This window comes from Arthrobacter sp. MMS18-M83, assembly GCF_026683955.1.
Classification (GTDB): domain Bacteria; phylum Actinomycetota; class Actinomycetes; order Actinomycetales; family Micrococcaceae; genus Arthrobacter.
The window spans coordinates 1308407-1322573 of sequence record NZ_CP113343.1 but is presented as its reverse complement, the minus strand read 5'-3'; the positions used below and the strand labels follow the sequence as shown (position 1 = coordinate 1322573).

The window sequence follows — 14167 nt, the reverse complement described above, 5'->3', positions numbered from 1 at the left end:
TTCGCTGGTGGTGGGGTCAGGCCGGGACGGATTCCGGGCGGGGCCGGACTGTGCGCTGCTCAATGTCCTTGGTGCGGCTGCTCGCCTGGACCAGCCGCTGGACGTAGACGCCGGGTGTCACGATGTGGTTCGGGTCCAACTCGCCCGGCTGCAGGATCACCTCCGCCTCGGCGATGGTCACGATTCCCGCCGTCGCCACCACAGGGTTGAAGTTCCTGGCGGTGTAGCGGTAGATCAGGTTGCCGTCGGTGTCCGCGGTATGCGCGTGGACCAGTGCGACGTCGGCGACGATCCCGCGCTCGCGGACGTACGTCACGCCGTCGAACTCTTCGAGCGGCTTGCCTTCGGCAACCAAAGTTCCGACGCCGGTCCGCGTGTAAAAGGCGGGGATGCCGGCACCGCCGGCGCGGAGCCGCTCAGCGAGGGTGCCCTGGGGAGCGAACTCGACCTCGAGTTGGCCGGAGAGGTACTGCTCGGCGAAGAGTCTGTTCTCACCGACATACGAGGCGATGACCTTGCGGACCTGTCCGGCTTCGATGAGGACGCCGAGGCCCTTCCCGTCAATGCCCATGTTGTTGGAAACCACTGTCAGGTCTTTGACCCCTGAATCGCGGACGGCGTCTATCAGGTCCGCGGGGATGCCGCTGAGCCCGAAGCCGCCGACGGCGAGGGTCTGGCCGTCGCGCAGGACGTCCTGCAGGGCCTCGGCAGCGCTGTGTTGGATTTTGGCCATGGCTTGTCCTCGTCGTTGAGTAGGTCGTTTTGAGTAGCAGGTCCGCGTCGTGGCGATCCACTTTGTGGACAACTGTCCGAGCAAATCGTCTGAGAAACGAGCTTAGGTTGGTCTTGGCCGGAGGGTCAACGGTGCTTCACTCCCGAAAAGGGCTGGGTTTGCATAGTGTGGACGCTAGTCTTGGAAGTGTCCACATTGTGGAGGAATTCTTCTAGAGGGGTGCGTCGTTTGAGCGATCAGCCGCAAAACAAGCCGGTGCAAGGTGCCCAGGTGGTGGGCCGCGTTGCCGCGCTCCTACGGCTCGTGGGGCGCAAACCGGAGGGCATGTCCATCGCTGGCCTGGTCCGCGAGTCCGGACTGACGCGCCCTACGGTGCACCGCTTACTCGCTTCCCTCGCCGCCGAAGGCATGCTGGACCACGATCAGCGCACTGGAAATTGGATCCTGGGCCCGGAGATTTTCCTGCTGGGGTCCGTGGCGGCGGCCCGGTTCCCGTTTGAAGACCTCGCCCGGCCCAGCCTGCGCCGCCTGGCCGAGGAGAGCGGGGAGAGTTCCTTCTATTCCATCCGGCGTGGTCACGAAACCGTGTGCGTGCTCCGTGAGGAAGGCAGCTTTCCTGTGCGGTCGTTCGTGTTGCACGAGGGCGTTAGGTTCCCCCTCGGCGTGGCGTCGGCCGGGACCGCCATCATGGCCTTCCTGCCGGAAGAGGAACAGGAACTCGTTCTCTCCAACTGGGAACGCCATGCAGGGGACTTCGCCAACGGCCACACCGAGGGTGTGGTGCGCCGGAACCTGGAACAGACCCGGTTGGCCGGGTATTCGGTGAATCCCGGGTTGGTTCTCGAGGGCAGTTGGGGGATGGCGGCCGCCGTTTTCGACCAGCTTGGCAGGCCCATCGGGGCGTTGTCCCTCACTGGCATCGAGCCGCGATTTCGTCCCGAGAGGCAGGAATTCCTCGGCAAACTGCTCATGGAAGAAGCCCACAGGATGAGCGCCGCAAGAACCGACCACCTTTGAGCCGTACCGGGGCACCCGAGCCGATATCCGGCGTCGGGGGCTTCCATAAGTGGTCGGTTCTTGAGGGCACCCAAATTTATTTTTGAAACTTACCCATCCCTGCAGCCCGCACCTCCGAATAGCTGGCATAAGGACTTAGCCCGCAAAGGTGAAGTGCTTTCACGCCGGATCAACCGGCACCGAATGTCAGTCCGTTTGAAGGAGAAATGTCATGCTTTCTACAAAGCGCACGTCTTTTGCGATCGTCGGCCTCGCCGCCACCGCCCTTTTGGGCCTCACTGCTTGTGGCGGTTCGGCTTCTACCGCGAGTCCGTCGTCGGCCGCTCCGAGCTCCTCGTCCACCATGAAATCGACGCCTTCCGCTTCCGCAAGCGCGGCAATGGACCCGACCAAAGACCTGGTTGGCCCGGGCTGCGCAGGTTACGCCTCCCAGGTTCCCAGTGGTGCAGGCTCCGTTGCCGGCATGGCTCTCGACCCCGTAGCTGTGGCCGCGTCGAACAACCCGTTGCTCAAGACCCTGACCGCAGCGGTATCCGGCAAGCTCAACCCGAAGGTAAACCTGGTGGACACGCTTAACGGCAGCAAGTTCACTGTCTTTGCTCCCGTGGACAGCGCCTTCGCTAAGATCCCCGCCGCCACGATCGAGACCCTCAAGACGGACGACGCCCTCCTGAGCAAGATCCTGACCTACCACGTAGTCCCCGGCCAGCTGACCCCGGACCAGATCGTGGGCACCCACAAGACGGTTGAGGGTGACTCGGTGACCGTCACCGGCACCAAGGATGCACTCAAGGTTGACGGAGGATCCGCCGTGATTTGCGGTGGCGTCCACACCGCCAACGCCACGGTGTACCTGGTTGACAGCGTGCTGATGCCGAAGTAAACCTGCCCGGATCGTGCCCCTTAGGATTCGTCCTAGGGGGCATGATCTTTGCACCAAATTCGAGGGGGATCAGTGAAGCCGGCACTTGTGTGGTTCCGGGACGATCTGCGCGTCGCGGACAACCCGGCGCTGCGGGCGGCAACCGACGGCGGGCCGGCAGCCGCCCTCTATGTCCTCGACGAAGAATCTCCGGGGATCAGGCCGCTGGGAGGCGCTTCCCGCTGGTGGCTGCACCATTCGCTGCTCGCCCTCCGCGAGGACCTCGCCGCCCTGGGTGTCCCGCTTTTGCTGCGCCGCGGACCGGCGGCGGAAATCATCAAGGAAACCGCGACGGCGATGGGTTCCGGAGCGCTGTACTGGAACCGCCGCTACGGCGAATCAGAGCGCACCCTCGACGCCGGAATCAAGGCTTGGGCACACGAGTCCGGGATGCACGCGGAGAGTTTCCAGGCCTCCTTGCTGCACGAGCCGTGGGCCGTCACCACTAAGCAAGGCGGACCCTTCAAGGTATTCACGCCTTTCTGGCGGACAGTGTCAGGGTTGGATTTCCGCGAACCGCTGGACGCTCCGGAGCCGGGCCGTGGATTCTCGGGTGCGCTCCCGGAGCAGGAGGAACTGGACGCTTGGGGATTGTTGCCGCGAAACCCCGATTGGTCTGCCGGATTGTCTGAAGCCTGGCGGCCGGGTTCGGCCCAAGCGCACGAGTTCCTCGATGACTTCGTGGAAGACGGGCTGGCGGACTATTCGGTGAATCGCGACCGTCCGGACCTGCCGGGCAGCAGCAGGTTGTCGCCGTTCCTGCGCTGGGGCCAACTCAGCCCGTTCGAGGTGTGGCATGCCCAGCAGCGCCGGCGTCGGGAACTTGGCGAGGGTGCGGCTGTCTTCGCCTCGGAACTTGGGTGGCGTGAATTCTGCTGGCACCAATATTTCCATCACCCGGACCTGGCAACGGCCAACTTGCGGACGGGGTTCGACCACTACCCGTGGGCATGGCCCGGAGCTTCAAGTACCGAGGCGCAGGACCCCGACGGCGGTGCCCGCCAGGACGCTGCCGCCCTCCTTCGTGCATGGCAGGAAGGCCGCACCGGCTTCCCCTTGGTGGACGCGGGCCAGCGGCAATTGTGGCAGACGGGGTGGATGCACAACCGCGTTCGGATGGTTTCCGCGAGCCTTCTGGTGAAGAACCTCGGCATCCACTGGCAACTGGGCGAGCAATGGTTTTGGGACACGTTGGTGGATGCCGATCCTGCCTCGAATCCCGCGAACTGGCAGTGGGTTGCCGGTTCGGGCGCGGATGCCTCGCCGTTCTTCAGAATCTTCAATCCGGACACCCAGGCCGCGAAATTCGATCCCCAAGGTAGCTACGTTCGCCAGTGGATCCCGGAGTTGGGCACCCCGGCCTATCCTGAGCCCTTAGTGGACCTCAAAGCCTCGCGCCAAGAAGCATTGGATGCCTACGGCAGCCTCGCCCGCTAAGTCCGCCACCACTAGTTACCACCTTTGCGCCGGAACATCCGCGCAAAACCCGAGTTCCGGCGTCGGGCGTTCCCAAAGGTGGTCGGGAGTTGAGGATGGTAGCCGGAGTCCTCTAGAAATTAGTAGGAAGTCCGAGTATATTCGGGATCAAAGACGTCCCGGAGCACAGTTGGACATGTGCCTTCGAGGCCGATGGCGGGCATTCCCCATATGCAAAGGAGCATTCCATGGTGCGCGAACTTTCCCACTACATTGACGGCCAGAGGATCGACGGGACCTCCGGACGGTTCAGCGATGTCTACGATCCTTGCACTGGCGAGGTCCAGGCAAAGCTTCCCTTGGCCAGCGCTGACGAGGTCAGGAACGCGATCGCCAACGCGGAGAAAGGCCAGCTCGAATGGGCTGCCATGAACCCGCAACGCCGCGGCCGGATCCTACTGAAGTTCGTGGACTTGGTCAACGAACACATGGACGAGCTCGCTACGCTCCTTTCCTCCGAGCACGGCAAGACCTTCCCCGATGCCAAGGGCGATATCCAGCGTGGCATCGAGGTGGTGGAGTTCGCCGCCGGTGCGCCGCACCTCCTCAAGGGTGAATTCTCGGACAACGCCGGAACCGGCCTTGACGTCCATTCCCTCCGCCAGCCGCTCGGCGTCGTCGCGGGCATCACACCCTTCAACTTCCCGGCCATGATTCCGCTCTGGAAGTCGGGCCCAGCCCTGGCGGCCGGCAACGCCTTCATCCTCAAGCCTTCGGAGCGCGACCCTTCGGTACCACTGCGCCTGGCCGAACTCTTCACCGAGGCCGGATTGCCGAACGGCGTCTTCAACGTCATCAACGGCGACAAGGAAGCGGTGGACGCCCTCCTTGAGGACCCGCGCGTGAAGGCCATCGGCTTTGTCGGATCCACGCCGATTGCCCAGTACATTTATGCGACGGCGGCGGCACACGGCAAGCGCGCCCAGTGCTTCGGCGGAGCAAAGAACCACATGGTGATCATGCCCGACGCCGATCTGGACATGGCCGCGGACGCCCTCATCGGCGCAGGCTTCGGCTCCGCCGGTGAGCGTTGCATGGCCATTTCCGTCGCAGTGCCGGTTGGACAGGAAACCGCGGATCAGCTCGTCTCCAAGTTGCAGGACCGGATCAAGGGACTAAAGGTTGGCCCGAGCCTGGCCAAGGATTCGGACTTCGGCCCCGTGGTGGCCGCCTCGGCGAAAGAGCGGATCGAGGGCTACATCCAGGCCGGCGTCGACCAAGGCGCCACGCTTGTCACGGACGGTCGCGGCCTCACAGTCGAAGGATACCCGCAGGGTTTCTGGGTTGGCCCGACCCTCTTCGACAACGTCACGAAGGACATGTCCATCTACAAGGAGGAGATCTTCGGCCCGGTCCTGAGCGTTCTCCGGGCGTCCGACTACGAAGAAGCGCTGCGGCTTTGCTCCGAGCACGAGTTCGGCAACGGCGTCGCGATCTTCACCCGCGACGGAGACGCCGCCCGTGACTTCGCCAGCCGCGTCGAAGTGGGCATGGTTGGCATCAACGTCCCCATTCCCGTTCCGATTGCCTATTACACATTCGGCGGCTGGAAGGCATCTGGCTTCGGCGACCTCAACCAGCACGGCGCGGACGCCTTCCGCTTCTACACCAAGACCAAGACGGTCACCACCCGTTGGCCCTCCGGCATCCGCCAGGGCGCCAGCTTCGTGATGCCGGCCGGCAGCTAATGGCGGAGGTTCTGTTCGAGAAGCGGGGCCACCTCGGCGTCATCACACTGAACCGTCCCCAAGCCGTCAACGCCCTCACGGCCGGGATGGTTCACGCCATGTTGGAGCAACTCACCTCCTGGGCGGACGACGACGCCGTCAAGACGGTTTTGGTGCACGGCGCCGGGGACCGGGGACTCTGTGCGGGCGGGGACATCGTGGCGATCTACGACGACATGCTGCGCCATGGGGACCAGACGGCGGACTTCTGGGCTGCGGAGTACCGCTTGAACTCGCTCATTGCCCGGTACCCTAAGCCTTATGTGGCCTTCATGGACGGGCTGGTCCTTGGAGGCGGCGTCGGGATCTCCGCCCACGGTTCCGTCCGTGTGGTCACCGAGCGGACCCGTACCGGTATGCCGGAAACCACTATCGGTTTTGTGCCCGACGTCGGCGGGACCCTTCTGCTGTCCCGCTCGCCGGGAGAGTCGGGCACCCACGCAGCGCTCACGGGTGCCCACTTGAGCGGGGCCGACGCCCTGTTCCTGGGGCTCGCGGACCATTTCGTGCCGTCCGAAAGCCTGCCCGCGCTTGCGGAAGCGCTTGAAAGCTCGACGGCGGAGGCCGCCGTCGAGCGCTTTGTGCAGGAGCCGCCGGCCTCGACGCTGTCTGGCCAGCGAGACTGGATCGACGCCGCTTATGCCTCTGACGACGCCGAGGAAATCGTTGGCAGGCTGCGCGCGGCCGGTGGGGAAGCCGCTGCGGCCGCAGGCACCATCGAGGCGAAGTCGCCCACCGCCGTGAAAGTCACCCTGGAATCGTTGCGGCGCGTGCGGGGGCTCTCGCTGGAGGAGGCCTTGGAGCAGGAATACCGCGTTGGCATACGGTGCCTGGCCGGGCCGGATTTCCGCGAGGGGATTCGCTCCCAGGTGGTGGACAAGGACCGCAACCCACAATGGAAGCCAGCTTCCCTCGCCGAGGTGTCGCAGGCCGCCGTCGACGGCTTCTTCGCGCCACTCGGCGACCGTGAACTCAAACTTCATTCAAAGGAGTCCGACCATGTCTGAAAACGCAGCTTCCGGCACCATCGCTTTCCTCGGCCTCGGCCACATGGGCGGGCCCATGGCCGTGAATCTTGTCAAGGCCGGGCATCAAGTGGTCGCGTACGATCCCGTGCCGGCCGCGCTTGAGGCCGCCCGTGAACACGGCATTGCCACGGTTGATTCCGCAGAGGAGGCCGTTGCCGGAGCCTCGGTGGTCCTGACGATGCTGCCCAGTGGCAAGCACGTCCTGGACGCCTACCGAGGAGTGGACGGCCCTGGACTCCTGGCTGTTGCTCCGCCGAACACGCTGTTCCTGGACTGCTCCACCATCAACGTGGACGAGGCCCGGGAAGCGGCAGCCATTGCTTTGGAAGCCGGACACCGTTCCGTGGATGCCCCGGTTTCCGGGGGCGTAGTGGGTGCGGAAGCCGGAACCCTGACCTTCATGGTGGGTGCGCTGCCCGAGGACTTCGAAACAGTGAAGCCGATCCTGGAACTCATGGGCCGGAGAATCGTGCATTGCGGTGACCACGGAGCCGGGCAAGCCGCCAAGGTCTGCAACAACATGATCCTGGGCGTTTCCATGATCGCCGTCAGCGAGGCATTCGTCCTGGGCGAGAAACTGGGCCTGACGCACCAAGCGCTGTTCGATGTCGCCTCTAACGCCTCGGGGCAATGCTGGGCCCTGACCACCAACTGCCCTGTTCCGGGCCCGGTTCCCACCAGCCCGGCCAACCGCGACTACCAGCCCGGATTCGCCGGTGCGCTCATGGCCAAGGATCTGCGGCTCGCGGTCAACGCGCTTGAGAGCACCGGGGTGGATGGGCAGATGGGACACTTGGCATCCCAGATTTACGATGCCTTCGCGGCCGAAGGCGGAGCAGGACGCGACTTCTCCGGCATCATCACGGACATCCGGGACAAGTCCGCCAAGTAGCCTTGGCGGTAGGTTCTGGGTAACCGACAAAACGTGGGCAACACGCAAAAGTGAGCAACCGACAAAAGGGGCACGGCTTGGCGCAGCAGTATGAAAACATCCTGGTGGAACTCCGTGGTCGGGTGGGCTTGGTGACCCTGAACCGGCCCAAGGCACTCAACGCGTTGAACCAGGCCACCATGGATGAGCTGGTGGCCGCCGTTTCCGCCATGGACTCGGACCCCGAGGTTGGCGCCGTGGTGATCACCGGCTCCGAGAAGGCCTTCGCGGCCGGCGCCGACATCAAGGAGATGGTCTCCAAGGGGTACATGGAAATGTATGCCTCAGACTGGTTCCGCGGCTGGGAAAACCTCACGCGCCTGCGCATTCCGGTGATTGCCGCAGTGTCGGGCTTTGCCCTGGGCGGGGGCTGCGAACTTGCCATGATGTGCGATTTCATCATTGCCGCGGACAACGCCAAGTTCGGGCAACCGGAAATCAACCTCGGTGTCATACCCGGCATGGGCGGCTCGCAACGGCTTACCCGCGCCGTGGGGAAGGCGAAAGCGATGGACATGATCCTCACTGGGCGGTTCATGGATGCCGAGGAAGCTGAGCGCGCGGGACTCGTTTCCCGCGTAGTGCCGGTGGATTCCGTGGTGGAGGAGGCCCTGAAGGCCGCCGAGGTGATCGCTTCCAAGTCCAAGCCGGCCGCCATGGTGGCCAAGGAAGCCGTCAACGCAGCTTTCGAAACCGGCCTCTCCCAGGGGGTCTTGTTTGAGCGTCGGATCTTCCACTCATTGTTTGCCACCGAGGACCAGAAGGAAGGCATGGCCGCGTTCACCGAGAAGCGCCAGCCGGAGTTCAAGCACCGCTAAGCTTCGCTGTTACGCGGGACCGAGCTCGACCGGGAGCTCGAGGGCGTGGCCGTATTGGGACCACCCGCCCGTGAAGAGCCGGCCGTGACCAAGGCCGGCATATTCCATTGCCAAGAGATTGTGGCAAGCCGTCACTCCGGATCCGCAATAGCTGATGACCTTCTCGGCCGATGTGATGCCTGCCGCGGCGAAACTGCGCAGCAACTCGGCCTTGCTGCGCAGTTTCCCGGAGGCGGCCAGGTTCTCCCTGCACGGGACGTTCCGCGCGCCGGGCACGTGACCGGGCCTGGGGTCGATGGGATCCTGCCTGCCCTCGAAGCGGTCACGGTTGCGCGCGTCCACCACGAGGTTGGTTTCAGTTGAGAGCTCGTGGATCTCGGCCAGACGGTGGCTGGGCCACGGTTGGGCGGTGAAATGTCCCATTGGTCTCGCCGGGTGTTCTGTTTCCAGGGGTCCTTCATAGCTGGCCAGCCCGCCATCCAGAATGGCTGAGCTGTGGCCTGTGGCGCGCAGCATCCAGACCAAACGGGCGGCGATGACTCCGCCCGCGTCGTCGTACGCCACCACGATGTCGTCGTCGCTGATTCCCAATTCCCGCATCCCAAGGGAAAAATCACCCGGCGTGGGCAGCGGGTTTCTTCCTTCAGAGGGCGAGCCCTCAGTCGAAAGCCATCGATCCAGGTCGACAAAGACCGCCCCGGGGACGTGCCCGCCGTCGTACGCCTCCCGGCCGGAGCGCCCGTCGAGATACCAACGCACATCGGCGAGCACTACGCGGTGACCGTTCTGACAGCACCATTCGAGGTCGACAAAGGGTTCCACAGCTGTACTCTTCATGGCCACAACACTAAACGAGCGTCTCATTATTTGATATGAATATCTCATAATGTGGTCAGTACATTGCGTCAGTCCGTAAAGTCTCCAGCGGCCTTGCGGAAGTCGCCCAGCACACGGATCAGGTGTTCGACGTCGTCGTCGCCGAAGCCGGACTGGCCGAACACCTCACTGTTGAGCGCCGCCGTCGCGCGCTTCGCGAGGGTACGCCCCTCCGCGGTGAGCTCGATCAGCGTGGTTCGCCCGTCTGTGGGGTGCGGGGAGCGGGCCACGAGGGCTGCCTTTTCGAGGCGGTCGACGGCGTTGGTCACCGATGTCGGATGAACCTGGAGCAGCGCACTGGCTTTGTTCATGGGCAGCGCGCCGCTGCGGGCGAAGCTGAGCAGCGCCAAGAGCTCATAGCGTGCGAAGGTCAGGCCGAACGGCTTCAGCACGCCCTCGATCCGGGCAAGCAGGATCTGCTGCGTGCGCATGATCGCGGTGATGGCCGCCATGGGCGCGGCGACTTCGCCCCAGCCGTGGCGTTCCCAGTTTCGCTGGGCGTCCGCGATGGGGTCGCGGGGGAGCGGGCTGCCCACGGTGCCTCCTGACATTGGTTGGTGGCTGCCTATTCTTTCAGACCCGGGAACTCGTCCTCGGTGTACTCGACGCCTAGGCCGGCAGGCAGCGGACCGTCGCCGTGGCGGGCCACTTCCGTACCTCGAAGTTCGACACGCCGGATCTTGCCAGAAATCGTCTTGGGCAGCTCGCCGAATTCGAGACGCCGGATGCGCTTGAACGGAGCCAGATGCTGCCGGCAGTACCTGAGGATGTCCTCAGCCACAGCCGGCCCGGGCGCGTACCCGGCAGCGAGTACCACAAACGCTTTGGGCACCGAGAGCTTGACCGGATCAGGAGAAGGCACGACGGCGGCCTCCGCTACGGCGGGGTGTTCGATCAGGACGCTTTCGAGTTCGAAGGGGGACAGGCGGTAGTCCGAGGATTTGAAGACGTCGTCCCCGCGGCCTACGTAGGTGATGACGCCGTTCTCGTCCCGGCTGGCCATGTCGCCTGTGTGGTAGTAGCCGTCGCGGAAGGCTTCGGCTGTCTTTTCAGGGTCGCCGAAGTAGGACTTCATGAGGCCCACGGGGCGAGGGTCCAAGCGCAAGCAAAGCTCGCCGTCGTCGGCCTCTTCACCGGTGGCCGGGTCAACAAGCACAACGTCGTAACCGGGCAGCGGCCGTCCCATGGAACCGGTCTTGACCGGCTGCCCGGGGGTATTGGCGACCTGAACAGTCGATTCCGTCTGGCCGAAGCCGTCACGGATGGTCTGGCCCCAGGCCCTCTCCACTTGCCCGATCACCTCGGCGTTGAGCGGCTCACCCGCCGAAACCACCTTGGTGGGCGGGTTTTTCAACAGGGTCAGGTCCGCTTGGATGAGCATGCGCCACACCGTGGGCGGGGCGCAGAAACTCGTGACGCCTTCGCGCCCCATCTGTTCCATGAGGGCTTTCGCGTCGAAGCGATCGTAGTTGTAGACGAAGACGCAGGCCTCGGCGATCCATGGCGTGAAAACGTTGGACCACGCGTGCTTGGCCCAACCGGGAGAGGCCACATTGAGGTGGACATCCCCGGGTTCCAGGCCGATCCAATACATGGTGGACAAGTGCCCCACGGGGTAGGACGTGTGGGTGTGCTCCACCAGCTTGGCCCGCGACGTGGTGCCGGAAGTGAAGTAGAGGAGCATCGTTTCGTCGGCGGCGGTGGGGGCGTCCGGCGTGAACTCGGTCTCGGCGGAATCGGCTTCGGCGTACTGGAAGGCGGCTGGGTGCAGGCCGCCGGCCGGGCCGCCGTCGCCCACTTCGATCAGGGTGTAATCGCCGGGCACTTCGGCGAATTTGGCGATGTTGGCGCTCCCGACGGCGGCCCAGCGGGCGCCGCCGCGCTCGACGCGGTCCGTGATGTCGCGTGGGCCCATGAGGGTTGTGGTCGGGATGAGGACGATGCCCAGTTTGATCCCGGCGAGCATGAGTTCCCACAGCTCTACCTGGTTCCCAAGCATGATGATCATGCGGTCGCCGCGGCGGACACCCTTGCCGCGGAGCCAGTTGGCAAGCTGCGAGGACCGTGCTGAGAGTTCCGAGAAGCTGCGGCGGGTGGAGCTGCCGTCCTGTTCGACGATGACCAACGCCGGGTTGTTGGCCGTGCCTGGGTTGGCTGCGATCTGGTCGAACCAGTCGAGGGCGAAGTTGAACTCGCTGAAGCGGGGCCACTGGAATTCGCCGTGTGCCTGGGAGTAGTCGGTGCGCAGCTCAAGGAGCCGGTCGCGGGCTGCACGGAAGTCGTCGGTGACTGTCATTGTCTGCCTTTCGCCCTGCGTGGATGGGATCAGCGCGGACCGGGGACAAGCTGGCCGTGTGATCCGCCTCACCAGCAATATACTAGGACATCCAAGGGTTTGGAAGGGGCAGTGGGACGCGGGGACTTGGATGCAGGGGCGGTTGCGGCCCGTCACGCCAGGCACACTTTTGCGGGATAATGACGGCGGCGCCCCCGTCACGGCGCGGCAGACCGCCGTCGCGCGCTGCAAAAAGTCGCTCAGCGTGACGGCGGGGCCTCGCTTAAGGTGACTGCTACTTCCACCAGGTATCGAAAATCGTGACCGGAACAGTGCGCTTGTGCCGCGTGCGCAGGTACTTCTGCTCGATGGACTCGGCCACCTCGTCAGGGACCTCCCGGCCTTCAAGGTAGTCGTCGATCTGGTCGTACTTGATGCCGAGCTCGTCCTCGTCGGTGCGGCCCGGTTTGCCGTCCAGGAGATCGGCGGTGGGGACCTTGTCCCAAATGCGGGACGGGGCGCCCAGCTCCGCGAGGAGTGCACGGTTCTGCCGCTTGTTGAGCCCGAAGAGCGGCAGGATGTCCGCGCCGCCGTCGCCGAACTTGGTGAAGAACCCGGTGACGGATTCGGCTCCGTGGTCCGTGCCGATCACCAGGTAATTGTGCTCGCCGGCGAGGGCATACTGGGCGGTCATCCGGGCCCTGGCCTTGGTGTTTCCCTTGTGGAAGTCAGAGATGCGCGCGCCCGTGGTCTTTTCGAACTCGTCCTCGAAGCCGTCGACTGCCCGGGAGATGTTGAACGTCCATTCGGTCTTGGCCTGGATGAAGTCCAGCGCGGCTTGGGCGTCGTCTTCATCATGCTGGGTGCCGTAGGGGAGCCGGACCGCCACGAAGTTTGCCTCGACGCCCTCGGCTTCGAGTTCCTCGACGGCCAGCTGTGCGAGTCGCCCGGCAAGGGAGGAATCCAGCCCGCCGGAGATGCCCAGCACGAAGCCTTTGGTGTGCGTGGCCTTGAGGTATTCCTTCAGGAACGTGACCCGTTTGCGGACCTCCCCGGCAGGGTCGATCCGGGGCTGGACGCCCATTTCCGCAATGATCGTGGCCTTGAGTGTGCGCATGTCCCCAACACTAGTAATGAGTGCTCGAAACACTCAACTGTGTCACTTCAAGTGTTGTACCGCGGAGTGCCGGAAACCCACCCAACTGACTGGCAGTAGATGTCGTTATGAGGCTCCAAAACGACATCTATTGCGTGCTAGTTGGGAAGGCCGGGGCCATTCAGTGCGCCGGGGCGGCCCCCGTCGACGCCCGGACCGTGAGGTGCGTGGGCATGACGGCCAGGCGCCGGCTGGTGCCGCCGTACTGTGGATTCAGCCGGGAAAGGAGCATTGAGACGGCTACGCGCCCGGCTTGTTCAATAGGGGAAGCCATGGTGGTCAGTGGAGGGTTGCAGAAATCGGCTCCGAAGATGTCGTCGCAACCCACAATGCTCATGTCCTCGGGCACGCGGATGCCGCGTTCGCGCAGCCGCTGCAGCATGCCGATGGCCAGCAGGTCATTGAAGACGATGCATGCCGTGGCTCCTGTGTGCACGGCGGCGTCCGCGGCAGCCGCGCCGGACGTCGTCTTGGGTGCGAACGGCCCAACGCTGGAAGTGGTCAATTCCCGTTCCTTGGTCTCAACCTGGAATGCCTGCCACCGCTTGGCATTGGACCAAGAGGTGGCCGGGCCTCCGACGAAGCAAATCCTCGTGTGGCCCAGCGAGACCAGGTGTTCCAGGGCCTGGATGATGGCCGACGGCGTATCGATCACCACGGTGGGCGCAATTGCGGGGGCCCGGTTGATGGTGACCAGGGGCTGCTGTGCTGCTGCTTCAGTTAGCTGTTCGTCCGTCAGTCGGGACGCGGCAAGGATGAAGCCGTCGGCCGAGCGGCGCATTTTCTGCAGGGCATCTGCCTCCATCTCCGCTGATTCCTCGGTGTCCACAAGCAATTGCGTGTAGCCGGCAGCCTTCAGTTGGTGCTGCGTACCGCGGATGATGTCGAAGTAGAACGGGTTGGTGATGTCCGGGACCAGGACGGCGACGGTTTGCGTGCGTCCCGAGCTCAGCCCGCGGGCCTGGGAACTTGGTATGTAGTTCAATTGCGCGGCTGCTTCTTCGATCCGCACGCGCGTCACATGGTTCACTCTCCCGGGATTGGTCAGGGCACGCGAGACAGTGGACGTCGCCACTCCTGCAAGCTCGGCGACGTCTCGGATGGTGGGCTGCCTGCCCGGTGACTGGAGCTCTAGTTCTGGCATGGTCTGGGTATTCCTCATCTGCCGCAGCCTCTCAACAATGAGTGACTTGTCCCACAATTGCAGC

Annotated in this window: 13 protein-coding genes; 7 read left to right on the top strand and 6 right to left on the bottom strand. The window is 64.2% G+C overall.

Translation table 11 applies throughout. From position 1 onward, the window contains the following. Positions 1-16: 16 nt before the first annotated feature. Positions 17-733 carry a CoA transferase subunit A gene (locus tag OW521_RS06205; protein WP_268023819.1) on the bottom strand — a complete coding sequence of 239 codons (717 nt, stop codon included), beginning with the start codon at positions 731-733 and terminating at the stop codon, positions 17-19. A 228-nt stretch (positions 734-961) separates the two neighbouring features. Here OW521_RS06205 and OW521_RS06200 point away from each other — a divergent pair, with 228 nt between their 5' ends. The 7 genes from OW521_RS06200 (at position 962) to OW521_RS06170 (ending at position 8652) form a co-directional block, all read left to right on the top strand. Further along, entirely contained in the window at positions 962-1750 is a 789-nt protein-coding gene (locus OW521_RS06200) for an IclR family transcriptional regulator (RefSeq protein ID WP_268023818.1), read from the top strand. 211 nt (positions 1751-1961) lie between these two features. Further along, the gene (locus OW521_RS06195; RefSeq protein ID WP_268023816.1) at positions 1962-2633 is read left to right on the top strand and encodes a fasciclin domain-containing protein; all 672 of its coding nucleotides are present in this window, start codon (positions 1962-1964) and stop codon (positions 2631-2633) included. Positions 2634-2705: 72 nt separating this feature from the next. Then, positions 2706-4109, top strand: coding sequence for a cryptochrome/photolyase family protein (locus OW521_RS06190; protein ID WP_268023814.1), 1404 nt, complete (start codon positions 2706-2708; stop codon positions 4107-4109). A gap of 227 nt (positions 4110-4336) precedes the next feature. After that, entirely contained in the window at positions 4337-5836 is a 1500-nt protein-coding gene (locus OW521_RS06185; RefSeq protein ID WP_268023813.1) for a CoA-acylating methylmalonate-semialdehyde dehydrogenase, read from the top strand. Then, positions 5836-6882 carry an enoyl-CoA hydratase/isomerase family protein gene (locus OW521_RS06180; RefSeq protein WP_268023812.1) on the top strand — a complete coding sequence of 349 codons (1047 nt, stop codon included), beginning with the start codon at positions 5836-5838 and terminating at the stop codon, positions 6880-6882. The genes OW521_RS06185 and OW521_RS06180 overlap by 1 nt, the downstream gene beginning before the upstream one ends. After that, complete coding sequence (mmsB, locus tag OW521_RS06175; protein WP_268023811.1) at positions 6875-7795, top strand: 3-hydroxyisobutyrate dehydrogenase; 921 nt, start codon at positions 6875-6877, stop codon at positions 7793-7795. The genes OW521_RS06180 and mmsB overlap by 8 nt, the downstream gene beginning before the upstream one ends. A 77-nt stretch (positions 7796-7872) precedes the next feature. Beyond that, positions 7873-8652: an enoyl-CoA hydratase gene (locus tag OW521_RS06170; protein ID WP_268025713.1), complete on the top strand. Its 780-nt coding sequence runs from the start codon at positions 7873-7875 to the stop codon at positions 8650-8652. Positions 8653-8661: 9 nt separating this feature from the next. Here OW521_RS06170 and OW521_RS06165 read toward each other — a convergent pair whose 3' ends face one another. From OW521_RS06165 to OW521_RS06145, 5 genes are all read right to left on the bottom strand, one after another. Beyond that, positions 8662-9489: a sulfurtransferase gene (locus OW521_RS06165; protein WP_268023810.1), complete on the bottom strand. Its 828-nt coding sequence runs from the start codon at positions 9487-9489 to the stop codon at positions 8662-8664. Positions 9490-9557: 68 nt separating this feature from the next. After that, a complete protein-coding gene (locus OW521_RS06160; RefSeq protein ID WP_268023809.1) occupies positions 9558-10064 on the bottom strand; it encodes a MarR family winged helix-turn-helix transcriptional regulator in 507 nt (168 codons plus the stop codon). A 29-nt stretch (positions 10065-10093) separates the two neighbouring features. Then, positions 10094-11824 (bottom strand): AMP-binding protein, encoded by a 1731-nt coding sequence (locus OW521_RS06155; protein ID WP_268023807.1) that lies wholly within the window; start codon positions 11822-11824, stop codon positions 10094-10096. Between the two features lie 274 nt (positions 11825-12098). Beyond that, complete coding sequence (gene nadE / locus OW521_RS06150) at positions 12099-12920, bottom strand: ammonia-dependent NAD(+) synthetase (RefSeq protein ID WP_268023806.1); 822 nt, start codon at positions 12918-12920, stop codon at positions 12099-12101. Positions 12921-13080: 160 nt separating this feature from the next. Then, positions 13081-14103 carry a LacI family DNA-binding transcriptional regulator gene (locus tag OW521_RS06145; RefSeq protein ID WP_268023804.1) on the bottom strand — a complete coding sequence of 341 codons (1023 nt, stop codon included), beginning with the start codon at positions 14101-14103 and terminating at the stop codon, positions 13081-13083. Between the last annotated feature and the right edge of the window lie 64 nt (positions 14104-14167).

Bases quoted from the DNA above. Each gene is read 5' to 3' on its own strand.
- OW521_RS06205 (WP_268023819.1), bottom strand. From the start codon at position 733: ATGGCCAAAATCCAACACAGCGCTGCCGAGGCCCTGCAGGACGTCCTG.
- OW521_RS06165 (WP_268023810.1), bottom strand. From the start codon at position 9,489: ATGAAGAGTACAGCTGTGGAACCCTTTGTCGACCTCGAATGGTGCTGT.
- OW521_RS06145 (WP_268023804.1), bottom strand. From the start codon at position 14,103: ATGCCAGAACTAGAGCTCCAGTCACCGGGCAGGCAGCCCACCATCCGA.
- OW521_RS06185 (WP_268023813.1), top strand. From the start codon at position 4,337: ATGGTGCGCGAACTTTCCCACTACATTGACGGCCAGAGGATCGACGGG.
- nadE (WP_268023806.1), bottom strand. From the start codon at position 12,920: ATGCGCACACTCAAGGCCACGATCATTGCGGAAATGGGCGTCCAGCCC.
- OW521_RS06180 (WP_268023812.1), top strand. From the start codon at position 5,836: ATGGCGGAGGTTCTGTTCGAGAAGCGGGGCCACCTCGGCGTCATCACA.
- OW521_RS06155 (WP_268023807.1), bottom strand. From the start codon at position 11,824: ATGACAGTCACCGACGACTTCCGTGCAGCCCGCGACCGGCTCCTTGAG.
- OW521_RS06195 (WP_268023816.1), top strand. From the start codon at position 1,962: ATGCTTTCTACAAAGCGCACGTCTTTTGCGATCGTCGGCCTCGCCGCC.
- mmsB (WP_268023811.1), top strand. From the start codon at position 6,875: ATGTCTGAAAACGCAGCTTCCGGCACCATCGCTTTCCTCGGCCTCGGC.